The organism is Bradyrhizobium sp. PUT101 (genome assembly GCF_052043945.1).
In the GTDB taxonomy this organism is placed as follows: domain Bacteria; phylum Pseudomonadota; class Alphaproteobacteria; order Rhizobiales; family Xanthobacteraceae; genus Bradyrhizobium.
The window spans coordinates 5,794,860-5,819,935 of record NZ_CP197207.1 but is presented as its reverse complement, the minus strand read 5'-3'; the positions used below and the strand labels follow the sequence as shown (position 1 = coordinate 5,819,935).

Here is a 25,076-nt window from a genome sequence, read left to right as displayed (position 1 = left end):
GCCACCAAAGACGGGCTGGGCGGACGGCGGTGCTCATGGGCGGATACTCACCATGGCACGCGGGCGGCGTCAAGGGCCGGAACCTCGGCCAGTTCGGACTGAAGCGCCCGCCAGCCGGCGATTGCCCGCGCGTGACTAAAGGTCGTCGGCCTGAGGCACCCAGTCAAACTTGCGTTTCTTCCGATCCCATTTCAGGACAGAGCTATCGTCGCATTCCATGCACGCCGAGGCGACCAGCGTGCCACCCTTCCCTTTCCGAAGCGCGCCGAACTGACGGCCCGTGCGCACAGCGTTGACAAACCGGATCTTTGGCTTTCCGTCGGCGGGGTGATCGAGGATCAGGATGAACCGGCCCTTCGGGCCGCCGCATTCCTGAAAGACGCCGACCACCGCGACCTGCCTTGCCGCCGTGCCGTCGAAGCGGCCTTCGACGGCAAACGACATGCCGGCCGACTGCATCACATCGACACCACCTTCGAACAGCAGCTCTTTCGGGATCAGGTCCTTGCGGAATTCAGTCGCCTTGCACCAGCTCTTGCGGATCTGGTTCGCGGGGATGCCACGGACCTCGGTCGTGAACGGATGGAAGTCCGCGATGAGCCACCAGACCTCTTTCTTGAGGTCGCCTTTCAGCGTGACGAATGCCTGCTGTGCTGCGGCCTGAGTTGTCGTCAACGCGATGGCGCAAGCGACGCCGGCCATCGACCGAACGATCAGGCCGAGCACGCCGCGCGTAAGAGACGATGTCGACATACTTCGGCTGCTCCCGATCGATCGCTCCGGCTTATCCCAGGTGCTTGCGGAAAAACTCCGTCGCCCTGCCCCAGGCGAGCTCGGCGGCAGCGCGGTCGTGCACAGCCTGGCGCTGCTCGTTGACGAAGGCGTGCTCGGCGTCATAGCGGAACAGCTCCAGCGACTTGCCGGCGGCCTTCATGGCCTTTTCGAAGCCATTGACCAGCTCCGGCGTGCACCAATCGTCCTTGTTGGCGAAATGGGCCTGGAGCGGGATCTTGACGTCGGCGGGCTTGGCCGCCTGCTCGGGCGGGATGCCGTAGAACACGACGCCGGCCGCAAGCTCCGGGATCTTGGTCGCGCCGATGATGGTCACGGCGCCGCCGAGACAGAAACCGGTCAGCCCGACCTTGGCGCCGTTGCGCGCAAGATATTGCGCGGCGCCGCGCACGGTCTGCGTGGTGGCGTCCATGAAGTCGAGCGAGTTCATCTCCTTGTTGGCGCTCTCCGTGTCGTGATAGGGCACCACCTTGCCCTTGTAGAGATCGGGCGCCAGCGCGTCGAAGCCGGCCAGCGCGAAGCGATCGCACAGGCCCTTGATCTGGTCCGACAGGCCCCACCATTCCTGGATCACGACCACGCCCGGCGCGTTGCCGCGCGCGGCGCTGGCGAGATAGCCCGAGGCGTCCTTGCCGTCCGGTCGCTTGAAGGTGATGGCGGTTCCCATGGTGTCCTCCGATGAGTTTTTGAGGGAGCGGTTGGCGGTATTTTGGCCGTTGGCAGGGGATGACGCAATCCACACTCTCGTCATTCCGGGGCGCACGGATTGCGAACCCGGAATGACGAGAGTGTGGAGCCAGCAAAAAAGCCCCCTCGCGGGGGCTTCTCCATTTCTCGTCTTGCCTCGCGCCGCTCAGTGCGAGTCGGCCCAGACCTTCTTCTTGGTGAAATACATCAGGCCCACGAAGATGATCAGGAACACGAAGACCTGGAAGCCAAGGCTCTTGCGCGCTTCCATGTGCGGCTCTGCGGTCCACATCAGGAACGTGGTGACGTCCTTGGCGTACTGCGCGACCGTGGTCGGCGAGCCGTCGTCATAGGTCACCTGGCCGTCGCTGAGCGGCTTCGGCATCTTGATGGCGTGGCCCGGGAAGTACTTGTTGTAGTAGGAGCCCTCCGGGATGGTCACGCCCTCAGGCACCTTCTCCTCATACCCCTGGAGCAGCGCGGTGACATAGTCAGGCCCCTGCTCCTGGTACTGGGTGAAGACGTCGAAAATGAACCAGGGGAAGCCGCGCTTGTAAGAGCGCGCCTTGGTAATCAGGGACAGGTCGGGCGGCGCCGCACCGCCGTTCGCCGCACGCGCAGCCTGCTCGTTCGGGAATGGCGAGGGGAAATAGTCCGCCGGCCGGCCCGGCCGCTCGAACATGTCACCCGCATCGTTCGGACCGTCCTTGACCTTGTACTCGGAAGCAAATGCCGACGCCTGCGCCACCGAATAGCCGGGCCCGCCGGACTCGGCGAGGTTGCGGAAGGCGACATAGGACAGGCCGTGGCAGCTGGAGCAGACTTCCTTGTACACCTTCAGGCCGCGCTGCAGCGCGCCTCGGTCAAACGTACCGAAAGGGCCCGAGAACGACCATTTGTTGCCCGGCGGCGTGTCGCTGCCTTCAGATGCTTTCGCGCTGTCGATCGAGCCCGCGAACAACGAACCGGCGAGCGCCAGCACGATCGCGGTCGAGACCATCGGAGTCGACCTGCTTCCGGTCTTGGCCAGGACTGCATCCGAGATCGAGTTCGGCACCGGCCGCGGCTTCTCGATGCGCGCGAGCAGCGGCAGCACGATCAGGAAGTAGGCGAAGTAGCAGAACGTCAGGACCCGGCCGGCAACGACGTAGATGCCTTCCGGCGGCTGCGCACCGAGATAGCCGAGCAGGATGCAGACCGCGACGAAGATCCAGAAGAACTGCTTCGCGAGCGGACGGTACTTCGACGACTTCGTCTTGGCGCTATCGAGCCAGGGCAGGAAGCACAGGATGATGATCGCCCCGAACATCGCGATGACGCCCGCGAGCTTGTCCGGAATCGATCGCAGGATCGCGTAGAACGGCAGGTAATACCATTCCGGCACGATGTGCGGCGGCGTCACGCCCGGGTTCGCCGGAATGTAGTTGTCGGCGTCGCCGAGATAGTTCGGCATGTAGAAGATGAACCAGGCGTACAGCAGCATGAAACAGGCGACGCCGAACATGTCCTTGATGGTGGCATGCGGCGTGAACGGCACCGTGTCCTTTTCCGTTTTCGGCTCGACGCCGTCAGGATTGTTCTGACCGGCGACGTGCAGCGCCCAGACGTGGAGCACGACGACGCCCGCGATCACGAAGGGCAGGAGATAGTGCAGCGAGAAGAAGCGGTTCAGCGTCGGGTTGCCGACCGAATAGCCACCCCACAGCAGCGTCACGATGCTCTCGCCGACATAGGGAAAGGCGGAGAACAGGTTGGTGATGACGGTGGCGCCCCAGAAGCTCATCTGCCCCCACGGCAGCACGTAGCCCATGAAGCCCGTCGCCATCATCAGGAGGTAGATGATGACGCCGAGGATCCACAACACCTCGCGCGGCTCCTTGTACGACCCGTAGTAGAGGCCGCGGAACATGTGGACGTAGACGGCGACGAAGAACATCGAGGCACCGACCGCGTGCATGTTGCGCAGCAGCCAGCCGTAGTTCACGTCGCGGACGATCAGCTCGACCGACTTGAAGGCAAGATCGGCATTTGGCGTGTAGTGCATCGCCAGGATCACGCCGGTCAGGATCTGCATCCCCAGCATGAAGGAGAGGATGGCACCGAAGGTCCACCAGTAGTTCAGGTTGCGCGGGGTGGGATAGGCAACGAAAGACGAGTGCATGAGACCAAAGATCGGCAGACGCCGCTCGATCCATTGCAGGGCCGGATTGCTCGGCTGGTAGTCGGATGGTCCGCTCATGATGCGATCCTGAGGAAATAATACGACGAGACGGCGCGAAGCTTCGGACGAAAGTCCGAGGCTCAGCCGATCTGGATTTTGGTGTCGGAGACGAACTGGTACGGCGGAACCGGCAGGTTCAAGGGCGCGGGCCCCTGGCGGATGCGGCCGGACGAATCGTACTGCGAACCATGGCAGGGGCAGAAGAACCCGTCGTAATTGCCTTCATGAGCGATCGGGATGCAGCCGAGATGGGTGCAGATGCCGATCACGACCAGCCACTGCTCGTGGCCGGACTTGACCCGGGCTTCGTCGGTCTCCGGATCGGGCAGGCTCGCCACGTTGACGGCGCGTGCCTCGTCGATCTGCTTCTTGGTGCGGTGGCTGATGTAGATCGGCTTGCCGCGCCAGAACACCTTGATGTCCTGGCCCTCGGCGATCGGGCTGAGATCGACCTCGATCGGCGCACCGGCGGCGATGGTCGAGGCATCAGGATTCATTTGGGAGATGAAGGGCCAGAGCGCAGCCGCGCCCCCTACTGCTGCAGCTGCCCCCGTTGCAACGAATAAGAAATCACGGCGTGTCGGATGGTCCGCCGAAGACGCTGTCGTCACGATTCCAACCCTTTCTTCTTGTGCTGCCGGTGGAACCGCTCCGAGGGGCGCCAAGAGGTCCCCGGAAAGGCTGCCGGCGCCCGCGGCCCCCCGCGGCGGCAGAACTTGGCTTGTTCACCTCTAAACGGGTGAAACAGCAGTCCAGAATCGTTCTATTGGCACCCTTGCCGGGCGAGCGCAAGCCCGCTAACGGCGTGGGAGCGTGCCATGCACGAATTCCCGGGCGGGCGATGTTTTATTGAGACATTCCGGCCCGCATCGACCCCCGACGCAGCCCATGCAGATAGCGCTTTTTCAACCTGACATCGCTCAGAACACCGGCACGATTCTCAGGCTCTGCGCCTGCCTGGGCATGGCCGCCCATATCATCGAACCTGCGGGCTTCCCCGTCTCCGACCGCTTGTTCCGCCGGGCGGGAATGGATTACCTCGACCATGTCAGGCTGACCCGCCATGACTCCTGGGCGAAATTCGAGGACTGGCGCGCCGCACAGGGCTACCGGCTGCTGCTGTTCACCACCAAGGCTGCGACCGACTACCGCGATTTTCATTACCAGACGTCGGACATCCTGCTATTCGGGCGCGAGAGCGCCGGCGTCACCGACGCGGTGGTCGAGGCCGCAGATGCGCGGCTGGTGATCCCGATCAACGCGGGGCTGCGGTCGCTCAATGTGGCGATGAGCGCGGCGATGGCCGCAGGCGAGGCGCTGCGGCAGATCCGGAACCCGCAAGTCTGACAGGTTGAGGAGAGACGATTGAGTTACGCGGTCAAGGAAATCTTCCTGACCCTGCAAGGCGAAGGCGCCCATGCCGGTCGTGCGTCCGTGTTCTGCCGCTTTGCCGGCTGCAACCTCTGGAGCGGCCGCGAGGCCGACCGCATGGATGCGACCTGCAAGTTCTGCGACACGGATTTCGTCGGCACCGACGGCACGCTGGGCGGCCGTTACGCCTCGGCCACGGAACTCGCAGACACCATTGCCGCGCAATGGACGGCCTCAACCGACAACCGCTACGTGGTGCTGACCGGCGGCGAGCCGCTGCTGCAGGTCGACGCCGAGCTGATCGAGGCGCTCCACGCCCGCGGCTTCGAGATCGGCGTCGAGACCAACGGCACGATCGCCGCGCCGGAGGGGCTCGACTGGATCTGCGTCAGCCCCAAGGGCGGCAGCGAGCTGGTCCTGCGCCAGGGCCACGAGCTGAAGCTGGTCTATCCCCAGGCGCTCGCCACGCCCGAGACGTTCGAGGATCTCGCCTTCGAGCGCTTCTCGCTCCAGCCGATGGACGGGCCCGAGCTCGCCCAGAACACCGCCCGCGCGATCGACTACTGCCTGCGCCATCCGCAATGGCGGCTCAGCATTCAGACGCACAAGTCGCTCGGCATCAGATAGGATCGGGTTTTCGAACAGATGTGGGAATTGACGAAATCGTTTCGCTTCGAGGCGGCGCACTCCCTGTCGGGAACGACCTTTGGCGCGGCGAGCGAAGAGATCCACGGCCACTCCTTCCGCGCCGAGGTGACGGTCCGCGGCACGCCAGATCCTGACACCGGCATGGTGATCGATCTCGGCCTTCTCCAGCGCGCCATCGAGGATGTCCGGCTTGCGCTCGACCACAAGTTCCTCAACAAGCTCGAGGCGCTGGGCAAGCCGACGCTGGAAAACCTCTCGCGGTTCGTCTGGGAGCGGCTGGCGCATATCGGCAAGCTGACCCGCGTCAGCATCCACCGCGACAGTTGCAACGAGAGCTGCACCTATTACGGTCCGCAGGGCTAGGACTTCGCAAGGGGGGCAAAGCGCAAGCGTGCCCACCATTCAAGGATAACGGTGAAGGTGGCGGGCACGGCGCAAGGGCACCTTTGCCCACCCTCCGGCAGATTCGTTTGGGAATGGAAGATGGACGCCTCAACGATAGACGACCGCAAAGCCCGCGCCCGCACCTGGTTCGAACGTTTGCGCGACGACATCTGCGCGAGCTTCGAGCGGCTCGAGGATGACGCACCGCAAAGCCTCTATCCCGGCGAGGCCGGCCACTTCAAGCGCATGCCCTGGCAGCGCACCGATCATACCGGCGCGGCCGGCGGTGGCGGCGTGATGTCGATGATGCATGGCCGCCTGTTCGAGAAGGTCGGGGTGCACTGCTCGACCGTGCACGGCGAGTTCGCGCCTGAATTTCGCGCACAGATTCCGGGCGCCGCGGAAGACCCGAAGTTCTGGGCCTCCGGCATCTCGCTGATCGCGCATATGCGCAACCCGAACGTGCCCGCCGTGCACATGAACACCCGCTTCGTCGTCACGACCAAGGCCTGGTTCGGTGGCGGCGCCGACCTCACGCCGGTGCTGGAGCGAAGGCGGACGCAGGACGACGCCGACGCCGTGGCCTTCCACGCCGCGATGAAACAGGCCTGCGCGCAGCCGAATGGCGTTGCCGACTACGACAAGTACAAGAAGTGGTGCGACGAATATTTCTACCTGCCGCACCGGAAAGAGGCGCGCGGCATCGGCGGCATCTTCTACGACTGGCACGACAGCGGCGACTGGGACGCCGACCTCGCCTTCACCCAGGACGTCGGCCGCGCCTTCCTGAAGATCTATCCCGAGATCGTGCGGCGCAATTTCGCCACAGGCTGGACCGCGGAGGATCGCGAGGAGCAACTGATCCGGCGCGGCCGCTATGTCGAGTTCAACCTGCTCTACGACCGCGGCACCATCTTCGGACTCAAAACCGGCGGCAATGTGGACTCCATCCTGTCGTCGCTGCCGCCGGAGGTGAAGTGGCCATGACCACGATGAAGCTCGCAGTGAGGCCGCTGCCGCGCGCCATGCTGATCGACATGGACGACACCATCCTGTCGGCCTATGGGCGGCCGGAGATCGCCTGGAACACGATCGCGAGCGAGTTTGCCGAGGAGCTGGCGCCGCTGCCGCCGGCACAGGTCGCAACCGCGGTGCTGGCTTTCGCGCGAGACTTCTGGGCGAACGCGGAAGCCGCGTGGCGGATGAAGCTCGCCGAGGCGCGGCACCTGACGGTCAAGGGCGGTTTTGCCGCGCTTGCGGCGGCCGGCCACCGCGCCCTGCCCGACGACCTCGCCATTCGCCTTGCCGATCGCTTCACCGCCTATCGCGAGGAAGAGATGTTCGTGTTTCCCGGCGCGCATGAGGCGATCGACGAGTTCAAGGCACTCGGCATCAAGCTCGCGCTGGTCACCAACGGCGCCGCGGACATGCAGCGCGCCAAGGTCGAGCGCTTCGAGCTGGCGCACCGCTTCCACCACATCCAGATCGAAGGCGAGCACGGCTTCGGCAAGCCCGAGGAGCGCGCCTATCTGCATGCGATGGAGGCGCTCGGCGTCACCGCCGAAGAGACCTGGATGATCGGCGACAATCTGGAATGGGAAGTCGTGACACCGCAGCGTCTCGGCATCTACTCGATCTGGATGGACGTGCATGGAGACGGCTTGCCCGAAGGCTCGACGGTCAGGCCAGACCGCATCATCCGCTCGCTCGGCGAGCTGCTGCCTGACCAGGCGTAACCAAGCAAAACACAAAACAGCGAAAACAACCCCATGCAAAGTAAGCGCCTGCTGGAATTTCAAGCACTTACCGTTTCGCCGAAATTTTTCCTGATCCGTCGGGCAAAACAGGGGTAGAGTGTCATCGTCGCAAGGTTCGGCCGACATAACCAGCAGGCCCCCTCGAACCTCTCGCGCATGACCACTGCGCCGCGCCAGATCGAGGCGCCCGTGATCAGCCTGTCACAACGGCTTGCTAGCGTCACGTTTGATCTACCTGAAAGGACCACCTCATGGACTTGAAAGCCGGCGACGTCGTCATGCTCAAATCCGGTGGCCAGCCGCTGACCGTTGCGGAAGTGAAGGGCGATGAGGTTGTCTGCCTGTGGATGGGCATGGAAGGCGAGCTGTTCCGCGAGACGCTGCCGCTCGCCGTGCTCGAGCGGCTCGAGGAGGACGAAGTCGAGGACGACGAGGATGAAGAGGACGACGAGGACGACGAATAGCTCCGCCTCAGCGCATCCCGCGATGGCGCGCGCCGGAACCAAATCGGGAGGCGCCGATTGGGATGTGATGCCTCGTCCGCATCAATTTTGCCGCCCGGATCGCAAGCCTCGCGATCATCGCCTCGCTCGCTGCGATGGCCTGATCTCGATCGCATGCCGCGGACTCCGCGCCCGCGGCGACGACACTGAAGGCTCCCGCCGACTTCTCGTCGATCGCCGATCCCGCCGATTGCTCGCGCGCGATCTTCATCGAGTTCGGCAGGGTGCTCACCCACCCGCGCTGCATGAACGACGCCGATCATCAGGCCAGCGTGGGCCGCAAGTGCACTGCGACCCGGGCAGCATAAGACGCGAGGACATCGCGCCGGCTCGCCTCAATTCGCCTCGACGCCCGCGGTCTTCACGATCGGTGTCCACTTCTCCACTTCCTTGATGACGAAGGCCTTGAACGCTTCCGGCGTCGACCCCTCGACCGAGAAGCCCTGCGCCGCGAAATAGTTCTTGATGTCGGCAGACTGCAGGATCTTGTTCACCTCCGCGCTCAGCTTTTGCACCACCTCGGGCGGCGTGCCGGCCGGCGCGAACAGGCCCTGCCATGACAGCGCCTCGAAACCCTTCAGCCCCGATTCATCGAGCGTCGGCACCTCCGGCAGCAGGGGGTGTCTCGTTTTCGAGGTGACGGCCAGCGCGCGAACCTTGCCGGCCTGGATCTGCGGCATCAGCACCAGGACGTCGCCGAACGTGACCTGGATCTGACCGCTCATGAGGTCGGTGAGCATGGCGGCGCTGCCGCGATAGGGCACGTGCACCATCGAGACGTCGGCGGCCTGCTTGTACATCTCGCCGGTGAGATGCATCGACGTGCCGTTGCCGGCCGAGCCGAAACTCAGCGCTCCCGGTTTCGACTTGACCAAAGCGAGAAACTCGGCCGCGCTGTTCGCCTTCACGTCGGAATTGACGGCCAGCACCAGCGGCGCAGTCACCATGATCGACACGGGCGCGAAGTCCTTGATCACGTTGTAGGGCAATTTCGGGTACAGCGCCTGCGCGATGGCGTTGCTGCCGGTGACGCCCGCGAGCAGGGTGTAGCCGTCAGGTGCGGATTTGGCGACGAAGTCGGCGCCCAGGGCGCCGCCGGCGCCGGGGCGATTTTCGATCACCACGGGCTGGCCCCAGGCCGTGGCGAGCTTGTCGCCCAGACGCCGCGCGAGCACGTCGGTGCTGCCGCCGGGCGCGAACGGCACGACGATATGGATCGCCTTGTTCGGGTAGGTTGCCTGCGCATGACCCGACGCAGGCAGCAGCATCGCGATGGCGGCCAGGACGAGCGTTGCGCGGCGCGAAACAAGCAGATCGATCATGGGTAATTTCCTACATGGGGTTTCGTGGCGTCAGCTGAAGCAGGACCCCAGCCACCACCGCCGGCGGTCTCGATGATGAGCCGATCGCCGGCGGACCAGGCGATGCGGGCACGCGCGGGCAAGAGCTCGATCGCTCCGTCCACACGCAAGATACGGGCCACCGAATTTGCGCCGGGCTCGCCGCCTCGCGCACCGCGCGCACGACCGACATGGCGCTCTCCGCGATAGGCGATCCACCCCTGACCTTCGAGCAGGCGATAGACGCGGCGCACGCCATCGCCGCCGCGTTGCGCGCCGGAGCCGCCGCTGCCGCGACAAATCTCGTAGCATTCGACACGCAGCGGCGCTTCGGCCTCGATCACCTCCACGGGCGTGTTGCGCGCGTTGCCGACGTCCGTGGAAACGCCCGCGCGCCCCGGCGCATCGGTGCTGGCGCCGGCGCCGCTGGCGATGATCTCGGTGAACATCCAGCACACTCCGTCCATTCGCGTGCCGCTGAGCACAAGCACGGTGGCGACGCCGGCATGCGGCGCCACGCCCGTCCCGCTTGCCGCCCGCGACCAGGCGCCGAGAATGGCGTTGCAAGCCAGCTTCACGGTAGCCGTGCGCGCATTGACCGCCGCCGGCAGCTTCGGATTGACCAGGCTGCCGGGTGGAAGCTTCAGCGTCAGCGGCACCAGGCAACCTGCATTGTTGGGAGCCTCCGGCGCCAGCGTGCGCATGAAGAACAGGGCTGCCGACAGCATCGCCGCCGGCGAGGCGTTGAGCGGTCCACGAACCTGCGGCGCGCTCCCCTCGAAGTCGATCTCCAGCGCGTCACCCTGCTTGCGCAAGGTCACCACGATGGCCACCGGCGCGCTGTCGACGCCGTCGCCATCCAGTTGATCGCGCCAGATCCATTCGCCGTCGGGCACGGCCAGAAGGGCAGCGCGGGTCATGCGCTCCGTCTGCGCAATCAACGCATCGCAAACCTCGGAGAAACGAGGTCCGGTGTGACGCGCGATCTGACTCAGTTCGCGCGCGCCTTGCGTCAGCGCTGCCCATTGCGCCTCCAGATCGCCCCGCAGATTGTCCGGTGTTCGCGAGTTGGCGGCCAGGATGGCGTCGATGTCGGGTCGCACCCCCTCGGCGCTGCGCCAGCGCACCGGCGGCAGGCGCAGGCCCTCCTGATAGACTTCGGTGGCGTCGGGCGGGATGGAGCCCGCAGCCATGCCGCCGACATCCTGGTGATGCAGATTGGCGGCGGCCAGGGCAATCACCTCGCCATCCTGGAAGACCGGGTGGACCAGGGCGAGGTCCGGCAAATGCGTGCCGCCAGACCAGGGGTCGTTGAGCAGATAGGCGTCTCCTTCCGACATCGCCGAAAGCGGAAAGCGCGCGAGCACGCCGGCAACGGCCGGTATCAGCGATCCCAGCAACAGCGGCAGCGAACGCGCCTGGGCCAGCAACCGTCCGTCCGGAAGGAACAGCGCTGCGGCACAGTCGCCGCCCTCGCGGGCGATGGACGACACGGCGGCGCGCATCATGCCGGCCTGCATGCGGTCGGCCGTGCCTTGCAGCGCCAGACGCAGCGGCTCCATGCGCAGTGCGATGGCCTCATCGGGTGCGAGGTCGCTGACGCGCGTCATCAGACCTTCGCCTCCAGCGCGAGCGTCTGATCCGGCATCAACCGCCAGGACCAGCCTGCCGGCACCCAGACGGTGGTCATCGGCGCGAACAGCGATTGCGGCCCCTCGCCTTGCAGCGGCAGCGACCCCCACGGGCTTTCGCTCGCCGCCATGCGGACGTCGCCCTCGTCCGGACCGCAGAGCATGCCCAGCGCCGCCATCACCCCGGCGTGCGGCAGCACCAGCACGCGGCGCATCCCGGCGAGCTCCGCGACTTCGGCCGCATGCTGTGCGCCGCCTCCGCCGATGGCGACGAGCACCGCATCCGCCGGATCCAGCCTGCGCTGGAAGGCGTGGGTCTTGAGCGCCTCCGCCATCCCGGCGGCGGCCGCGCTCACGACGGCTTCGGCCGTGCGCGGCAACGAGAGACCGAGCGCGCCGGCCACATCGCGCAGCGCCGCGTCCGCAGCGGCACGGTCCAGCGCCATCCCGCCGGCCAGCCGGGGCGGCAGGCGATCCAGGACGCACAGCGCATCGCCCAGCGTCGGCAGGTCACCGCCCAGACCGAAGGCGGCCGGACCGGGCCAGGCGCCCTGCGAGCGCGGCCCGAGCCGCAGAGCACCGCCCGGCAGCACCGAGATCACGCTGCCGCCTCCGATGCCGATGGAGGTGATGTCTGCGCAGCGCTGGCGGATCGGCAAGCCGCCACATTCAAGCTCTTCGGTGAACGTCGGCCGGCCGTCGCGAAGGACGCTGATGTCGGCACTGGTGCCGCCGACGTCCAGACTGATCGCGGGCTCCCGCCATGCACCCAGGCAGGCAGCCACGCCCTGCAAGGCCGCGCAGGGGCCGGACATGGCCAATCCGATCGGCTGCGCCGCCATCTCCTGCCAGGACGCGGTGGCGCCCGCCGATCGCATCAGACGCAGCGAAGGCAGAGCGCGTTTGTTCAACGCTTCGGCGAGCGTGCGCAAATAATCTGCGGTCAGCGGCTTGGCATAGGCGTCCAGCGCCGTGGTCAGCCAGCGCTCGAATTCCCGCGGCTGCGGATCGACCTCGCTGGACAGGGAGATGTCCAGATCCGGAAGGCGCGCGTTGAGCGCGGCACGTAGCGCGCGCTCATGCGCGGGATTGCGGTGCGAGAACAGCAGGCCGATCGCCACCGCGCGCACGCCGGCCGCGCTCATGGCATCCGCGATCGTACCGATGGCCGACACTTCGAGCGGATCGACCTCGTGACCGTCGGCATCGATGCGTCCGCCGATCTCGAAACGCAAAGATTCGGGAAACAGCTTCGCTTCGGGCACGGCCGGCTCGATCACCGGCTCATACAATTCCTTGCGGTCCTGTCGCGCCAGCACCGGCACATCGCGCATCCCGCGCGTCAGGACGAGGGCGACCGGCGGCTCGTTCAGCTCCAGCAGCAGATTGGTGACGATCGTCGAGCCGTGCACCACGCGGTCGACGTCGCCGGACACGATGCCCGCCTGCGCGCACAGTCGATCGAGTGCCTCGACGATCGGCTCCGCCAGCCCGCGTCCTGCGCGCGGATGTTTGAGCGCCGCGACGTGGCCGTCTCCGCGCAAGGCCACTGCATCGACAAAGGTGCCCCCCATGTCCACGGCAAGCGACCACCGGGCGGTCACCGGAAGCGCCCCGGCGAAAAGGGCGCCAGATCCACCTGCGTCGGGCGGCCGGCCACCAGATGCGCGATCTCGCGACCGGTTGCCGCACCCATGCACATGCCCATATGGCCGTGGCCGAAGGCGAGCCAGGCGTTGTCAGCCGCATGGACCGGACCGACCACCGGCAGACTGTCCGGAAGACAGGGCCGATGGCCCATCCAGCGCGTGACGGACGACGTATCCAGATGGGGAAACAGCTGCTGGCCCTGGCGAAGCAGAGCGTCGGCGCGCGCCATGTTGGGCGGCGCTTTCAGGCCGGCGAACTCCACCGTGCCGGCCAGCCGCAGGCCCATGGCCATCGGATTGACCATGAGATTGTGCTCGACCGCCATCACCGTGTGGCGGAGCGCCAGGTTCGAACTCTGCACGGTGACATGGTAGCCGCGCTGGGTCTCCAGCATCACAGGGCTGCCGAGCGACGCGGCCAAGGGCCCCGACCAGGCGCCGGCCGCCACCACCACGCCATCCGCCGCCAGCGGCTCGCCGCGCTCCAGGGTCACCGCCGTGACGCGCCGGCCCTGCCGTTCGAAACCGCGGACGCGGTCGCGGACGTGGCGCGCGCCATCGGCGATGCAGCGATTGTAGATCGCCTTGACGAGCGCGGACGGGTCGGAGGTCGAGCCGTTCTCGGGCGCGAGAATACCGAACCGGAAACGTCCCTTCAAATCGGGCTCCAGCGCTTCCAGCTCATCCTGCTCGACGTCCTGCATCCGCACGCCCAGCGATCGCCGCAGGTTCATGCCCCAGGCCCATTGCGCCGCGGTCTCGCGCGAGGAGAACACGTAGAGGCAGCCGCTGCGCCGGACCAGATCCCGGGCATCGGCATGGGCGACCAGCGGATCGTAACAGTCGAAGATGGGGGACAGCAGCGAACGGAGCGCGGTGGCGATGCGCGTCACTTCTTCGCGCGATGAATGAGCGAGCATGCGCAACAGCCATGGCATCACGCGCGGTGCATACGTCCAGCGCACCGTCAGCGGCCCCAACGGATCCAGCAGCCAGCGCGGCACCTTCTTCCACATGCCCGGCATGCCCACCGGCAGGCAGGCGCTGGGCGAAAGCGAGCCGGCATTGCCGAACGAGCAGGCTTCGCCCGCATCCAGAGGATCGACGAACGTCACGTCGTGGCCGTCGCGCTGCAGCCAAGCCGCGCTGCAAGCGCCCACGATTCCGGTCCCTATGACGACAATATGCATGGCGGTGAATTCTGAAAAATAATTCCACCATCACACAAGCGAATTCTTTTAATACTCTTATCAGGTTTTCTGATAATCGCTGCATATCGACCGAGGATATTCGATGCGCCCCGCAGACCTCTCCCATCTCAGCGTGCGCCAGATGCGCGCCTTCGCCGCAGTCGCGCGCGCCGGCAGCTTCACGGCGGCAGCGCGACAGATCCACCTGACGCAGTCGGCCGTCAGCATGCTGGTGCAGCAGCTCGAGGACACGCTCGGCCTGAAACTGTTCGACCGGGGCGCGGTGGTACTATTGACGGCGGCGGGCCAGCAATTGCTCCCCTTCGCGCGTCGCATCCTGGATGACCTGCAACAGATCGCGGAGGGCGCTTCCGACCTTCGTGCGCTCCGTACCGGCCTGTTGCGCGTTGTTGCGCCGCAGATGCTGGCGTGCACATGGGTGGCCGCGGTCCTCGGCGAATTCGAGCGCGATCATCCGGATATCGGCCTGCGCGTGGCCGACGCGATGGCGGACGAGGTGGTGAGCATCGTGCGGCGCGGCGAGGCCGAACTGGGCGTCGGCCCCGAGCGCGCCACCGGCGAGGATGTCACCAGCACGTTCCTGATGGATGTCCCGATCCGGGTGGTCTGCTCAGCCCGGCACAAGCTGGCGCAGCAACGCGCCGTCTCGTGGCGGAAGCTGCGCGACGAGCGCTGGGTGATCTATTCCAGCGAGTTCAACCGCCACATCGAGCGCCTGCTGCATGCGCACGACAGCTCGCTCTCGATGCAGACCGCCGTCGAGGTCAAATATCTGACCACCGCCTTGTCATTGGTGGGCGTCGGCACCGGCCTTGCGCTCGTCCCGGACTATGGACGCCTGTTCGCGCCCAATTTCGACGTGCGCTTCATCAAGCTGCGCGCTCCGGACATCCGCCGCCGCTACTATATCTATCAGCGGCGGGGGCTCGCGCTCACGCCGCCGGCGGAGGCCTTCGTCAAGATGCTGCGCAGCGCCGCGCGCAGCGACGGTTGAGGCCACGCGAGAATTGCAGGCGCACCGGCTTCCAAGGGAACGCTCTTCGCCGGGAAGCCAGACCAGCTGCCTCCCTGCGGCCGAGATCATCACCAGCCTGCCGGCGATCACCGCGACATCGAGGATCGCGGTGTGGACGTGCAGCGGCATGCGCTCGACGAAGGCCGTGGCGAGAAACGCGCCGGGGATCGTGATCGCGCCGATCAGCAGCGCGAAGGCGGCAAGGCAACTGTCAGCAAGGCACGCGGCAGGCGACCTGGCCGCCGCGTCCAGCGTCATGCGGCGAACCGGCCGGCCCTGATGACGGGGGTGAACCGGGGGCGGCCCTTGGCGCCGCCTTTGGCCATCGTCGGCGGCACCGAGGCGTCGGATCGAAAGGCGTCGTAGGCCGCCTCGTCCCGCCAGTCGATCAGGACGATGACCCTGTCCGAGCCATCCGATGCGAACAGCACTTCGGCCCCGAGGCTTCCATGCGCCTCCCGCTTGTTCCGGCCGTCCGTTGCGAAGATGGAAAGAAAGCGCGCGAGATCCTCGATCTCGACTTCGGCAATGGTCGTGTACATCGCTGGCCCTCTCAGAGCGGCGCCCGCGTCGTACGCGACAGCGGCAGGTTGAGGCTGAAGGAGGAGATGACGGGGTCGGTCACGCCAAAGGCGGCGAGACGCGGGCGATGCTTGGCCACATAGGCGGCGGCAGCTTCCGGCGTCTCGAACAAATAGACGCCCCCCGCGCGGCCCGCGCTGCGGTTCTCGCCCCAGAGCTTCCAGATGAGCCCGGGCTGGGCCGCGATGTCGTCCGCAAGATCGCGGCAGGCGACCTGGAGATCTTCGCCCCACGGCCCATCGAACGCGAAGTCGAATTGCAGCAATGTCGTCATGTGGTACCTCTTGTTCGCAACGGCCCGATCGGGCTCGCGCGGCGATCTACGTCGCCGACACGCTTGCGAGAAGTCACCGTGTGGTAGGATCGATGCTGACTGGGAGTGTGGGATAGGGCCATGGATACGCTGAGCAGCATGCGTGTTTTCGTGCGGGTGGTTGAGCTCGGCGGCTTCAACGCGGCGGCCCGCGCCTGCGCGATGTCGGCCGCGATGGTGGCCAAGCATGTCGGTCATCTCGAGGAGCGCACTGGAGCCCGGCTTCTGGACAGAACCACCCGGTCGGTCCGGCCGACGCCGGAGGGGCAGCTCTATCTCGAGAAGGTGCTCGCAATCCTCGAGGCCGTCGACGAGGCGGAGGGCACCGTCGGGGCGGAGAACCGGGAGTCGCGGGGGACGCTCCGCGTGACGGCGCCGGTCGAGCTCGGCCAGGACCACCTGGCGCCGCTGCTAGTCGATTTCATGTCGCGGCATCCCGGCATTGCGGTCGTCGCCGACCTGACGAACCGCCCGGTCGATCTCGTGCAAGAAGGCTTCGACATGGCGATCCGGGTCGCACCGTCGCTCGACACTGCACTGATAGGACGCAAGCTCGCGACAACCAACTTTCGCGTCGTGGCAAGCGCGGACTTCCTGGCCCGGCACGGCGTTCCCGACACGCCTGAGATGCTCTCGGCCTTGCCCGCGCTGACCTTCTCGCAGCCCGCACCTCGTCTCGATTGGTCCTGGCGCCGGCGTGACGTGCACGGGAAGGTCAGAATGACCGCCCGGCTCGCCTCGACCAGCGCCGATACGTTGCGCAAGGCAGCCGTTGCCGGGCTTGGCGTCTCGTGGCTTCCGTCATTTGTCTGCGGCAAGGACATCGAGGCAGGCCTGCTGGTCCCGATCCTGGAGGACTGCGACTGGGGCAGCCTCGGCGTGCATGTCCTGTACCCGCATCGGCGTTTCGTACCGAGCCGGCTCCGCCTCTTCATCGACTTTCTTGCAGAGAGCCTCGGTGATGATCCCTCAGGGGACCCGTGGGCGCCCCGGGCGGAAGACCGCCGCGTTATGCGTGCGGGAAGGCGGTCGGCCTAGCTGACCATGCGGCTGGCGTTGGCAAAGCTCCCGGAGACCGCGATGATCGCCACCGTGGGCTCGGCACCGAAGCCTACGGCTTCTCATCGCGGCTGACGCGTGCGACGGCTTGATCGGCGATGGCAGCGAGCGCGGCTTGCTCCAGTGGAAAATCCGCCGCAAGCCAGGCGTCCTCGGCGAGCGTCAACACATGTCCGAGCGCGGGTCCTTCGGCCAGACCGCGTGCGATGAAGTCGGCGGCCTTCAGCGGAAATTTCGGCGCGGTCCAGCGCTGCGGCAGCTCGGCGAGCGCGCGCCAGTGCGGCGAACTGACGTCGTCGTTCCTCGCCCAGCCCAGCAATACGCGATCGTGATAGCGCTCGGCACCGAGCCGGTAGAGCAGCCGCCGTGCATTGGCTTCGTCCTTTCTGGAGAAGCGCCACCAGCGATGCCCCATCGAATCCAGCGCCTTGGCCTCGGCATTGGAGAGCCGCAAGCGCGCGGCGACGCGCTTGGCGTCTTCGGTCACGGCGACCGATAGCGCGGCCAGGCGTCGCGTGCTGCTTGGCGCAAGACCGAGCTCGCGCTCGATCGCGATCATCGTCGAGAGGGGGCCCGTATAGACGACGCCGCCGATCAACACCTGCAGCAATCCGCCCTCGGCCATGGCCAGCACGGCCGCGGCTGCGCCGCCGGCCACCAGCAATTTCAGCATCTCCATGCGCACCCGCTCGGCCGAGAGGCTGGCCAGGCCCGCACGTCCCCGGATGCAGGCGAGATAGCCCTCGCGGTCGGGCTCGCCGGCACCGAAGGCGGCGTGGATGCGGAAGAAACGCAGGATGCGCAGATAATCCTCGGCGATGCGCTGGCCGGGATCGCCGATGAAGCGCACGCGGCGGGCTCTCGCATCGGCGATGCCGCCGACATAGTCGTACACGACACCATCAGCATCGACCGACAAGCCGTTCATGGTGAAGTCGCGGCGCTCGGCATCCTTCACCCAGTCGCGGCCGAACGCGACCCTGGCCTTGCGGCCGAAGGTCTCGGTGTCCTCGCGTAGCGTGGTGACTTCATAGGGGTGCCCGTCGATCACCAGCGTGACGGTGCCGTGGTCGATGCCGGTCGGCACGCCCTTGATGCCGGCGAACTTGGCACGCCGCATCACCTCCTCCGGCAGCGCCGTGGTCGCGATGTCGATGTCGCCAGGCAGGAGACCGAGCAGCGCATTGCGCACGGCGCCGCCGACCACCCGCGCCTCCTCGCCATCAGTGCTGAGCAGTTCCAGGACACGCGCGGTCCCGCCTGCGGTCAGCCAGGGCGCATGGGCAAGCAAAGGCTCCGCGCTCATCGGTCGCCCCCTATTTTTCTGCGCCCGGCACGAGCTTGCCGTTCTCGACATGGGCGGGAACGTAGGTCGAATCCGGCGGCGCGCCGGAGAAATGGGCAAGGCCGATCAGGCCCGCGATGACCAGCACGATCGCCGCCAGCGCAAGGCGCGCGACGATCGGGACCGGCCAGGAGGATCGCGCGAACAGGCCGGACCGCGTCGCGGCCAGAAACAGCGCATAGACGGCAAAGGGGATGAGGAAGATTCCGATCTCGGTCAGAACCGTCCGGATCATGATGAATAGATCCGCTCATACAGCACACGCAGCATTCCCGCCGTCGCACCCCAGATGTAGCGTTCCGCGAACGGCATCGCGTAGTAGGAGCGCTCCATGCCGCGGAACTCCTTGCTGTGCACCTGGTGGTTCACCGGGTCCATCAGGAAGGATAGCGGCACCTCGAACGCATCATCAACCTCCGAATGGTTGATGGTGAGCGAAAAGCCGGGCCTGACCCTCGCGACCGTCGGCAGGATGCGGAAGCCGAAGGCGGTGCCGTAGAGATCGAGATAGCCGAGCGGCTCGACGAAGTCTCTGGACAGCCCGACCTCCTCCTCGGCCTCGCGCAGCGCCGCATCGAGCGGCGAGGAATCGGTCGCGTCGATCTTGCCGCCGGGAAACGCGATCTGACCGGCATGGTCGTTGAGATGCGCCGAGCGCTGCGTCAGCAGGATGGTGGGCTCCGGATGGTCGACCACCGCGATCAGGACCGCCGCCGGCCGCACCGGCTGCTCGCGCGCGATGATCTCGAGCATCTTGTCGGTGCCGGGATCCCCCGAGGCCGGAATGATGTTCGGATCGTAGAGGCCCGGCGGCACGTCGAAGCCGAACTTCGCCCGCGAACGGGCGAAGAAATCCGCCGCGCCCAGGATGGCGGGATCGCTTCTGGGGATAGGCTTGTTCAAAGCGCGGCCCTCACCTGCTCCGCATCGGCCATGGCGAAGAACTCGCCGGCCGACTCGACACCGAACATCGGCTGGCCATCGACCATCCGCTCCTCACCCATGTCAACCAGATCGTAATAGAGCGCCCTCGTGACCTTGGCCCAGAGATCGGCGCGGACGTGCAGGTAAGGCGTCAGCCCGCCATCCTGTGCCTGCTCGAATCGCAGCCGGTGCGCGGCATCGCAGGTCACCCAGTCATCGACATTGGTGCGGAAGCGCAGCACGCGATGGTTACCCTCGCCGTCCTTCTCCATCTCGACCGCCATGAACGGCGCATCATCGACGCGGATGCCGACCTTCTCCACCGGCGTGACCAGGAAATGCTTGTCGCCCTCGCGCTTGAGGATGGTCGAAAACAGGCGGACCAAGGCAGGACGCCCGATTGGCGTCCCCAAGTAGAACCAAGTACCATCGGACGCGATTCGGATGTCGAGATCGCCGCAAAACGGCGGATTCCACAGATGCACCGGAGGCAGACCCTTTTTGGCGCCCTCGGCATTGGCAGCGCCTTTGGCGGCCGCAGTCAGCCCCTCAAGACCGCGATCGGCGCTCTGCCCTTGGTTCGCCATTGTTTGCCCTGACTTTGTGATTGGCACGATTGGTGCAGGTCTACGTTGTCGTCGGGTGTGCGGTTCCATCCGGAATAGTCCGGTGTGGAGGTCGCCACTTCGTGATGCCGTACATACCCCGAAGCCGATAAGGTGGGGATAGGTTAATTCAACGAATACATGGCCTTCCTGCAAGTCTAGCATAGGGCCCATGACGTGACGTGATGACCCCGACGTGACGTGCTGACGTGACGATGCAAGCAAGCCGCGTGGCAGGCTGAAGGAGCGAGCGAATGGCGGAGAGTGTCGAGAAACTCGAGGACGGGATCGTCCGTTCGGCCGAGCAGGTGTCGAGCCAGGTTCGCGCGGCAAAGGATGCGATCGCCTCAGTCATCTTCGGCCAGGATCGCGTGATCGAGAACACGCTGGTCACCATTCTCTCCGGCGGCCATGCGCTCCTGATCGGCGTGCCGGGCCTCGCCAAGACCAAGCTGGTGGAAACGCTCGGCGTCACGCTCGGTCTCGATGCCAAGCGCATCCAGTTCACGCCCGATTTGATGCCGTCGGACATTCTCGGCGCCGAGGTGCTGGATGAGAGCACCGCGGGCAAGCGCGCCTTCCGCTTCATTGCCGGTCCCGTGTTCGCGCAGCTCCTGATGGCCGACGAGATCAACCGCGCCAGCCCGCGCACCCAGTCGGCGCTCTTGCAGGCGATGCAGGAGCAGCACATCACGGTTGCCGGTGCGCGGCACGACCTGCCCAAGCCGTTCCACGTGCTCGCGACGCAAAACCCGCTGGAGCAGGAAGGCACCTATCCACTGCCCGAAGCCCAGCTCGACCGCTTCCTGATGGAGATCGACGTCGACTATCCCGATCGCGATGCGGAGCGCCGCATCCTGTTCGAGACCACCGGCGCGGAGGAGACTCTGGCCAGGGGCTCGATGACAGCGGATGCGCTGATCACCGCGCAGCGGCTGATCCGGCGCCTGCCGGTCGGCGATTCCGTCGTGGAGGCGATCCTGTCGCTGGTGCGCTCGGCCCGCCCGGGTCCGGACGCCGGCGAAGCCGGCAAGTTCATCGCGTGGGGACCCGGCCCGCGCGCAAGCCAATCGCTGATGCTGGCTGTACGCGCACGTGCGCTGATCGACGGACGCCTCGCGCCCTCGGTCGACGACGTGCTCGACCTCGCCGAACCCGTGCTGAAGCACCGCATGGCGCTGACGTTCCAGGCGCGCGCCGAAGGCCGCACGATTCCGGACGTGATCCGGCAATTGAAGACACGGATCGGTTGATGGCGGCAGAGAACGGGCACGCAGCGAAGGAGACACTGGCGATCCGACGTGCCGATGGCGAAAGCCGCACGCTCGCCGCTTCGCTGCCGCGCCTGGTGCTCGAGGCCCGCCGCATCGCCGCCAACGTCATCCACGGCCTGCATGGGAGGCGCCGCGCCGGCGCCGGCGAGAATTTCTGGCAGTACCGCCGCTTCGTCTCGGGCGAACCGGCGCAGAATGTCGACTGGCGCCGCTCGGCGCGTGACGACCATCTCTATGTCCGCGAGCTCGAATGGGAAGCCTCGCACACGGTCTGGATCTGGCCTGACCGCTCGCCCTCGATGGCGTTCGCCTCGAAGACCGCGCGCGAGTCCAAGCTCGAGCGGACGCTGATCGTCGCCTTCGCGCTGGCCGAACTGCTCGTCGCCGGCGGCGAGCGTGTCGGCATTCCCGGGCTGATGGCGCCGACCGCAAGCCGCAGCGTGATCGACAGGATGGCGCAGGCGATGCTGCACGACGGTGCCGACCGGCTGAGCCTGCCGCCATCCTTCGTGCCCGCGGCGCTGGCCGAGATCATCGTGCTGTCGGATTTCTGGTCGCCGATCACCGAGATCAGGACGACGCTCGCAGGCCTCTCCGGCGCCGGCGCGCACGGCACGATGGTGCAGGTCGTCGATCCCGCCGAGGAAACGTTTCCCTATTCCGGCCGCGTCGAGTTCGTCGAGCCCGAAGGCTTTGGCGTGATCACCGCCGGCCGCGCAGAGAGCTGGGCGCAGGATTACACCGCACGCCTCGCGCTGCACCGCGACCAGATCCGCGCCGAGACCAACAAGCTCGACTGGCTGTTCACGACGCACGCGACCGACCGCTCGGCCGCGGAGCTGCTGCTGTTCCTGCATGCCGGCATGCAGGTGAGCAAGTCCGGCGCCCGCACCACGACGATCAAGGCGGGGCCGGCCGCATGATGGGATTGCCGCTCGCCTTCACTCAACCGCTGCTCCTGATCGGCCTCGTCAGCCTGCCCGTGCTGTGGTGGCTGCTCCGCGTGATGCCGCCGCGGCCGCGCCGCATCGAATTTCCGCCGACGCGCCTGCTGTTCGACATCGCCCCCAGGGAGGAGACGCCCTCGCGGACGCCGTGGTGGCTGACTGCGCTGCGCCTGCTCGCCGCCGCGCTGGTGATCTTTGCCGCCGCCGGCCCGATCTGGAATCCGCAAACAGGCAGCGCCGGCAGCAAGGCGCCGCTGATGATCATGTTCGACGACGGCTGGAGCGCCGCATCGCACTGGGACGTCAGGATCAGGACCGCCGACGAGTTGATCGCAAACGCCGACAACGACCGCCGCGCCATCGCGCTGGTGCCACTGTCGGAGCCGAACCGCGATATCACCCTGATGCCGGCGGGTGCGGCGCGCGTCGCGCTGCGGCAACTCGCGCCGAAGCCCTATTCGATCGATCGCGTCGAGACGCTGGCTGCGGTCGACCGCTTCCTCAAGGCCACCGGCGACTGCGAGATCGCCTGGCTCTCCGACGGCGTCGACACCGGCCGCGGCGAGGACTTCGTGCAGGGCCTCGGCAAGACCATCGGCGATCGCAGCCTGACCGTGTTCGAAGGCGGCACCTCCTCGCCGCTGGCGCTGGTCGCGGCCGAGAACGCTGCGGCGAAGATGACGGTGAAGGTGCTGCGCACCGACAGCGGCATCGCGGTCGGCACCGTGCGCGCGCTCGACCAGAAGGCTTCGCCGATCGGAGAAGCGCGCTATTCGTTCGGCCCGCAGGACAAGGAGACCGAAGCCGCGTTCGATCTGCCGGTCGAGCTGCGCAACGACATCACCCGGCTCGAAATATCCGGCGAGCGCTCCGCCGGCGCGGTGCAGCTGCTCGACAAGCGCTGGCGCCGCCGCGCCATCGGCGTCGTCTCGGGCTCGACCAGCGAGACCGCGCAGCCGCTGCTCGCGCCGACCTTCTATCTCACCCGCGCACTGGCGCCGTTTGCCGACGTCCGGCTCGCCGACAAGGGCTCGCCGCAGCAGGGCATCACCCAGTTCCTCGACCAGAAGCTGCCGATGATCATCCTCGCCGATGTCGGCACCATCTCCCCCGAGCTCCGCGAGCGCCTCAATGGCTGGATCGACCAGGGCGGCGTGCTGGTGCGGTTCGCCGGTCCCCGGCTGGCACAGGCCGAGGACGATCTCGTGCCGGTCAAGCTGCGCAAGGGCGGCCGGACGCTCGGCGGCAGCCTGACCTGGGAGAAGCCCCAGCATCTGGCCTCCTTCGCGGCCGACGGTCCGTTTGCCGGCATCATGGTCCCCAAGGACGTCACCGTGAGCCGCCAGGTGCTGGCCGAGCCCGACGCCGTGCTCGCCACCAAGAGCTGGGCCTCGCTGGAAGACGGCACGCCGCTGGTGACCGGCGAGCATCGCGGCAAGGGCCTCGTCAGCCTGTTCCACGTCAGCGCCGACATGCGCTGGTCGGACCTGCCGATGTCGGGCACCTTCGTCGAAATGCTGCGGCGGGTGGTCGACATGTCCGGCTACACCGCCAAGCCCGGCGCGGGCGTTGCCGGTGAAGCGACCGCCGAGACGGTGGCGCCGCTGCGCATCCTCGATGGCTTCGGCGCCTTCGGCCCGCCGCCGGCGACCGCAAAGCCGTTGCCTGCCGATTATCGCGATCGGGCCACACCCGATCACCCGCCGGGCTTCTATGGTCCGGCAGAAGGACCGCTTGCCGTGAACACACTTGCCGCCGCCGACCGCATCGCGGCCCTGAACACCGCGAGCCTGCGGGCCCGGCACGCCACCTACACCAATGCTGAACCGCGAGACTTGCGCGGCTGGCTGCTGTCGACGGCGCTCGCGTTGTTCCTGATCGACGCCATCATCGTCGCGGTGCTCGGCGGCGGGATTGCCGCGCTGCTGCACCGCCGCGCTGCGCCCGCAATGATCGTGTTCACCCTGGTGCTCGCAGGCCTGATGTCGTTTGCGCCGACGCCGGCGCGCGCCGACGGCGCCGCGGACGAGTTCGCGATGAAGGCGGTGTCGCAGACCCGTCTCGCCTATGTCGTAACAGGCAATGCCGACGTCGATTCCATCGTCAAGGCGGGCTTGAACGGGCTGACGCTGTTCCTGGCCCAGCGCACCGCGCTCGAGGCCGGCGATCCCGTCGGCGTCGATCCGGCGCGCGACGAGCTTGCCTTCTTCCCGCTGATCTACTGGCCGATCGTGCCGGGCGCGCCGAAGCCGCCGCAGGACGCCATCAACAAGATCGACGCCTACATGAAGCAGGGCGGCACCGTGCTGTTCGACACCCGCGACGCGATCGAGGCACCGCCCGGCGCAAACGGGGCCTCGCAGACTCCGGGCATGCAGACGTTGCGCGAGATCCTGTCGTCCCTCGACGTGCCCGAGCTCGAGCCGGTGCCGCGCGAGCACGTGCTGACCAAGACCTTCTATCTGCTGCGCGACTTTCCCGGCCGCTTCACCGCCGGCCAGACCTGGGTCGAGACCCTGCCGCGCGAAGAGGACGAGGACAGCGCGCAGCGGCCGGCGCGCGGCGGCGACGGCGTCTCGCCGATCATCATCACCTCGAACGATCTTGCCGGCGCCTGGGCCGTGCGGCCCGACGGGCAGGCCATGCTGCCGGTGACCGGCGGTGACCCCCGCCAACGCGAATTCGCCTACCGGGCCGGCGCCAACATCGTGATGTACACGCTGACCGGCAACTACAAGGCCGACCAGGTGCACGCACCGGCGCTGATCGAACGGCTGGGGCAATAGAGATGCGCGTGAGCTTGAACCACACGCCCCGT

At 66.8% G+C, this 25,076-nt stretch carries 26 protein-coding genes and 1 pseudogene; 11 read left to right on the top strand and 16 right to left on the bottom strand.

Translation table 11 applies throughout. The features are described 5' to 3' along the window. Positions 1–135: 135 nt before the first annotated feature. The 4 genes from ACSHT2_RS27930 to petA all read right to left on the bottom strand — a co-directional run bounded on the left by ACSHT2_RS27930 (position 136) and on the right by petA (position 4,311). Positions 136–726 (bottom strand): hypothetical protein, encoded by a 591-nt coding sequence (locus ACSHT2_RS27930; RefSeq protein ID WP_440637877.1) that lies wholly within the window; start codon positions 724–726, stop codon positions 136–138. A gap of 58 nt (positions 727–784) precedes the next feature. Continuing rightward, positions 785–1,459, bottom strand: coding sequence for a dienelactone hydrolase family protein (locus ACSHT2_RS27925; RefSeq protein WP_440637876.1), 675 nt, complete (start codon positions 1,457–1,459; stop codon positions 785–787). 186 nt (positions 1,460–1,645) lie between these two features. Further along, entirely contained in the window at positions 1,646–3,718 is a 2,073-nt protein-coding gene (gene fbcH / locus ACSHT2_RS27920; RefSeq protein WP_440637875.1) for a cytochrome b/c1, read from the bottom strand. A gap of 62 nt (positions 3,719–3,780) precedes the next feature. Then, positions 3,781–4,311, bottom strand: a complete 531-nt coding sequence (gene petA, locus ACSHT2_RS27915) for a ubiquinol-cytochrome c reductase iron-sulfur subunit (RefSeq protein ID WP_319330125.1) — start codon at positions 4,309–4,311, stop codon at positions 3,781–3,783. A 277-nt stretch (positions 4,312–4,588) separates the two neighbouring features. On the opposite strand from petA, the gene ACSHT2_RS27910 reads away from it, so the two are divergent. The 6 genes from ACSHT2_RS27910 to ACSHT2_RS27885 all read left to right on the top strand — a co-directional run bounded on the left by ACSHT2_RS27910 (position 4,589) and on the right by ACSHT2_RS27885 (position 8,324). Further along, positions 4,589–5,047, top strand: a complete 459-nt coding sequence (locus ACSHT2_RS27910) for a tRNA (cytidine(34)-2'-O)-methyltransferase (protein ID WP_440637874.1) — start codon at positions 4,589–4,591, stop codon at positions 5,045–5,047. An 18-nt stretch (positions 5,048–5,065) separates the two neighbouring features. Further along, on the top strand, positions 5,066–5,698 hold the full coding sequence (gene queE / locus ACSHT2_RS27905; RefSeq protein WP_440637873.1) for a 7-carboxy-7-deazaguanine synthase: 633 nt from the start codon (positions 5,066–5,068) through the stop codon (positions 5,696–5,698). An 18-nt stretch (positions 5,699–5,716) separates the two neighbouring features. Then, entirely contained in the window at positions 5,717–6,082 is a 366-nt protein-coding gene (locus ACSHT2_RS27900) for a 6-pyruvoyl trahydropterin synthase family protein (protein ID WP_440637872.1), read from the top strand. 120 nt (positions 6,083–6,202) lie between these two features. Further along, on the top strand, positions 6,203–7,090 hold the full coding sequence (hemF, locus tag ACSHT2_RS27895; RefSeq protein WP_440637871.1) for an oxygen-dependent coproporphyrinogen oxidase: 888 nt from the start codon (positions 6,203–6,205) through the stop codon (positions 7,088–7,090). Continuing rightward, on the top strand, positions 7,087–7,839 hold the full coding sequence (locus ACSHT2_RS27890) for an HAD family hydrolase (protein ID WP_440637870.1): 753 nt from the start codon (positions 7,087–7,089) through the stop codon (positions 7,837–7,839). Before hemF ends, ACSHT2_RS27890 begins: the two co-directional genes overlap by 4 nt. Before the next feature lie 272 nt (positions 7,840–8,111). Then, complete coding sequence (locus tag ACSHT2_RS27885; RefSeq protein WP_440637869.1) at positions 8,112–8,324, top strand: YodC family protein; 213 nt, start codon at positions 8,112–8,114, stop codon at positions 8,322–8,324. A 7-nt stretch (positions 8,325–8,331) separates the two neighbouring features. Here ACSHT2_RS27885 and ACSHT2_RS27880 read toward each other — a convergent pair whose 3' ends face one another. The 5 genes from ACSHT2_RS27880 to ACSHT2_RS27860 all read right to left on the bottom strand — a co-directional run bounded on the left by ACSHT2_RS27880 (position 8,332) and on the right by ACSHT2_RS27860 (position 14,173). Then, a complete protein-coding gene (locus ACSHT2_RS27880; RefSeq protein WP_440637868.1) occupies positions 8,332–8,610 on the bottom strand; it encodes a hypothetical protein in 279 nt (92 codons plus the stop codon). Positions 8,611–8,698: 88 nt separating this feature from the next. Continuing rightward, complete coding sequence (locus ACSHT2_RS27875; protein WP_440637867.1) at positions 8,699–9,685, bottom strand: Bug family tripartite tricarboxylate transporter substrate binding protein; 987 nt, start codon at positions 9,683–9,685, stop codon at positions 8,699–8,701. Continuing rightward, complete coding sequence (locus tag ACSHT2_RS27870; protein WP_440637866.1) at positions 9,682–11,313, bottom strand: hydantoinase B/oxoprolinase family protein; 1,632 nt, start codon at positions 11,311–11,313, stop codon at positions 9,682–9,684. The genes ACSHT2_RS27875 and ACSHT2_RS27870 overlap by 4 nt, the downstream gene beginning before the upstream one ends. Beyond that, positions 11,313–12,938: a hydantoinase/oxoprolinase family protein gene (locus ACSHT2_RS27865; protein WP_440637865.1), complete on the bottom strand. Its 1,626-nt coding sequence runs from the start codon at positions 12,936–12,938 to the stop codon at positions 11,313–11,315. The genes ACSHT2_RS27870 and ACSHT2_RS27865 overlap by 1 nt, the downstream gene beginning before the upstream one ends. Beyond that, positions 12,935–14,173 (bottom strand): NAD(P)/FAD-dependent oxidoreductase, encoded by a 1,239-nt coding sequence (locus ACSHT2_RS27860; RefSeq protein ID WP_440637863.1) that lies wholly within the window; start codon positions 14,171–14,173, stop codon positions 12,935–12,937. Before ACSHT2_RS27860 ends, ACSHT2_RS27865 begins: the two co-directional genes overlap by 4 nt. Before the next feature lie 142 nt (positions 14,174–14,315). Between ACSHT2_RS27860 and ACSHT2_RS27855 the strand changes: the two genes are divergently transcribed. Then, positions 14,316–15,188, top strand: coding sequence for a LysR family transcriptional regulator (locus ACSHT2_RS27855; RefSeq protein ID WP_319330143.1), 873 nt, complete (start codon positions 14,316–14,318; stop codon positions 15,186–15,188). 60 nt (positions 15,189–15,248) lie between these two features. Here ACSHT2_RS27855 and ACSHT2_RS27850 read toward each other — a convergent pair. The 3 genes and pseudogenes from ACSHT2_RS27850 to ACSHT2_RS27840 all read right to left on the bottom strand — a co-directional run. Continuing rightward, a pseudogene (locus ACSHT2_RS27850) lies at positions 15,249–15,407 on the bottom strand (sulfite exporter TauE/SafE family protein); the annotation flags it as partial. Between the two features lie 56 nt (positions 15,408–15,463). Next, entirely contained in the window at positions 15,464–15,751 is a 288-nt protein-coding gene (locus ACSHT2_RS27845) for an antibiotic biosynthesis monooxygenase (protein WP_440637862.1), read from the bottom strand. 11 nt (positions 15,752–15,762) lie between these two features. Then, a complete protein-coding gene (locus ACSHT2_RS27840) occupies positions 15,763–16,065 on the bottom strand; it encodes a monooxygenase (protein ID WP_440637860.1) in 303 nt (100 codons plus the stop codon). Positions 16,066–16,185: 120 nt separating this feature from the next. On the opposite strand from ACSHT2_RS27840, the gene ACSHT2_RS27835 reads away from it, so the two are divergent. Continuing rightward, positions 16,186–17,142, top strand: a complete 957-nt coding sequence (locus ACSHT2_RS27835) for a LysR family transcriptional regulator (protein ID WP_440637859.1) — start codon at positions 16,186–16,188, stop codon at positions 17,140–17,142. Between the two features lie 73 nt (positions 17,143–17,215). Here ACSHT2_RS27835 and ACSHT2_RS27830 read toward each other — a convergent pair whose 3' ends face one another. The 4 genes from ACSHT2_RS27830 to ACSHT2_RS27815 are packed head-to-tail and all read right to left on the bottom strand — an operon-like array spanning position 17,216 to position 20,019. Beyond that, complete coding sequence (locus tag ACSHT2_RS27830) at positions 17,216–18,469, bottom strand: CCA tRNA nucleotidyltransferase (protein WP_440637857.1); 1,254 nt, start codon at positions 18,467–18,469, stop codon at positions 17,216–17,218. 10 nt (positions 18,470–18,479) lie between these two features. Continuing rightward, entirely contained in the window at positions 18,480–18,743 is a 264-nt protein-coding gene (locus tag ACSHT2_RS27825) for a DUF6111 family protein (RefSeq protein ID WP_440637856.1), read from the bottom strand. Continuing rightward, positions 18,740–19,411, bottom strand: a complete 672-nt coding sequence (locus tag ACSHT2_RS27820; protein WP_319330156.1) for a CoA pyrophosphatase — start codon at positions 19,409–19,411, stop codon at positions 18,740–18,742. Before ACSHT2_RS27820 ends, ACSHT2_RS27825 begins: the two co-directional genes overlap by 4 nt. Then, positions 19,408–20,019, bottom strand: a complete 612-nt coding sequence (locus ACSHT2_RS27815; RefSeq protein WP_319330157.1) for a DUF1285 domain-containing protein — start codon at positions 20,017–20,019, stop codon at positions 19,408–19,410. Before ACSHT2_RS27815 ends, ACSHT2_RS27820 begins: the two co-directional genes overlap by 4 nt. A 272-nt stretch (positions 20,020–20,291) precedes the next feature. Between ACSHT2_RS27815 and ACSHT2_RS27810 the strand changes: the two genes are divergently transcribed. The 3 genes from ACSHT2_RS27810 to ACSHT2_RS27800 are packed head-to-tail and all read left to right on the top strand — an operon-like array spanning position 20,292 to position 25,044. Next, complete coding sequence (locus tag ACSHT2_RS27810) at positions 20,292–21,290, top strand: AAA family ATPase (protein ID WP_440637855.1); 999 nt, start codon at positions 20,292–20,294, stop codon at positions 21,288–21,290. Continuing rightward, positions 21,290–22,234 carry a DUF58 domain-containing protein gene (locus tag ACSHT2_RS27805; protein ID WP_440637854.1) on the top strand — a complete coding sequence of 315 codons (945 nt, stop codon included), beginning with the start codon at positions 21,290–21,292 and terminating at the stop codon, positions 22,232–22,234. Before ACSHT2_RS27810 ends, ACSHT2_RS27805 begins: the two co-directional genes overlap by 1 nt. Then, positions 22,231–25,044 (top strand): DUF4159 domain-containing protein, encoded by a 2,814-nt coding sequence (locus ACSHT2_RS27800; protein ID WP_440637853.1) that lies wholly within the window; start codon positions 22,231–22,233, stop codon positions 25,042–25,044. The genes ACSHT2_RS27805 and ACSHT2_RS27800 overlap by 4 nt, the downstream gene beginning before the upstream one ends. The last annotated feature ends 32 nt before the right edge of the window (positions 25,045–25,076 follow it).

What these genes read in the sequence shown, in the direction of transcription:
- ACSHT2_RS27925 (WP_440637876.1), bottom strand. Translation starts at nt 1,459, where the DNA reads ATGGGAACCGCCATCACCTTCAAGCGACCGGACGGCAAGGACGCCTCG.
- fbcH (WP_440637875.1), bottom strand. Translation starts at nt 3,718, where the DNA reads ATGAGCGGACCATCCGACTACCAGCCGAGCAATCCGGCCCTGCAATGG.
- ACSHT2_RS27910 (WP_440637874.1), top strand. Translation starts at nt 4,589, where the DNA reads ATGCAGATAGCGCTTTTTCAACCTGACATCGCTCAGAACACCGGCACG.
- ACSHT2_RS27900 (WP_440637872.1), top strand. Translation starts at nt 5,717, where the DNA reads ATGTGGGAATTGACGAAATCGTTTCGCTTCGAGGCGGCGCACTCCCTG.
- hemF (WP_440637871.1), top strand. Translation starts at nt 6,203, where the DNA reads ATGGACGCCTCAACGATAGACGACCGCAAAGCCCGCGCCCGCACCTGG.
- ACSHT2_RS27890 (WP_440637870.1), top strand. Translation starts at nt 7,087, where the DNA reads ATGACCACGATGAAGCTCGCAGTGAGGCCGCTGCCGCGCGCCATGCTG.
- ACSHT2_RS27885 (WP_440637869.1), top strand. Translation starts at nt 8,112, where the DNA reads ATGGACTTGAAAGCCGGCGACGTCGTCATGCTCAAATCCGGTGGCCAG.
- ACSHT2_RS27880 (WP_440637868.1), bottom strand. Translation starts at nt 8,610, where the DNA reads ATGCAGCGCGGGTGGGTGAGCACCCTGCCGAACTCGATGAAGATCGCG.
- ACSHT2_RS27875 (WP_440637867.1), bottom strand. Translation starts at nt 9,685, where the DNA reads ATGATCGATCTGCTTGTTTCGCGCCGCGCAACGCTCGTCCTGGCCGCC.
- ACSHT2_RS27870 (WP_440637866.1), bottom strand. Translation starts at nt 11,313, where the DNA reads ATGACGCGCGTCAGCGACCTCGCACCCGATGAGGCCATCGCACTGCGC.
- ACSHT2_RS27860 (WP_440637863.1), bottom strand. Translation starts at nt 14,173, where the DNA reads ATGCATATTGTCGTCATAGGGACCGGAATCGTGGGCGCTTGCAGCGCG.
- ACSHT2_RS27855 (WP_319330143.1), top strand. Translation starts at nt 14,316, where the DNA reads ATGCGCGCCTTCGCCGCAGTCGCGCGCGCCGGCAGCTTCACGGCGGCA.
- ACSHT2_RS27845 (WP_440637862.1), bottom strand. Translation starts at nt 15,751, where the DNA reads ATGTACACGACCATTGCCGAAGTCGAGATCGAGGATCTCGCGCGCTTT.
- ACSHT2_RS27840 (WP_440637860.1), bottom strand. Translation starts at nt 16,065, where the DNA reads ATGACGACATTGCTGCAATTCGACTTCGCGTTCGATGGGCCGTGGGGC.
- ACSHT2_RS27835 (WP_440637859.1), top strand. Translation starts at nt 16,186, where the DNA reads ATGGATACGCTGAGCAGCATGCGTGTTTTCGTGCGGGTGGTTGAGCTC.
- ACSHT2_RS27830 (WP_440637857.1), bottom strand. Translation starts at nt 18,469, where the DNA reads ATGAGCGCGGAGCCTTTGCTTGCCCATGCGCCCTGGCTGACCGCAGGC.
- ACSHT2_RS27825 (WP_440637856.1), bottom strand. Translation starts at nt 18,743, where the DNA reads ATGATCCGGACGGTTCTGACCGAGATCGGAATCTTCCTCATCCCCTTT.
- ACSHT2_RS27815 (WP_319330157.1), bottom strand. Translation starts at nt 20,019, where the DNA reads ATGGCGAACCAAGGGCAGAGCGCCGATCGCGGTCTTGAGGGGCTGACT.
- ACSHT2_RS27810 (WP_440637855.1), top strand. Translation starts at nt 20,292, where the DNA reads ATGGCGGAGAGTGTCGAGAAACTCGAGGACGGGATCGTCCGTTCGGCC.
- ACSHT2_RS27805 (WP_440637854.1), top strand. Translation starts at nt 21,290, where the DNA reads ATGGCGGCAGAGAACGGGCACGCAGCGAAGGAGACACTGGCGATCCGA.
- ACSHT2_RS27800 (WP_440637853.1), top strand. Translation starts at nt 22,231, where the DNA reads ATGATGGGATTGCCGCTCGCCTTCACTCAACCGCTGCTCCTGATCGGC.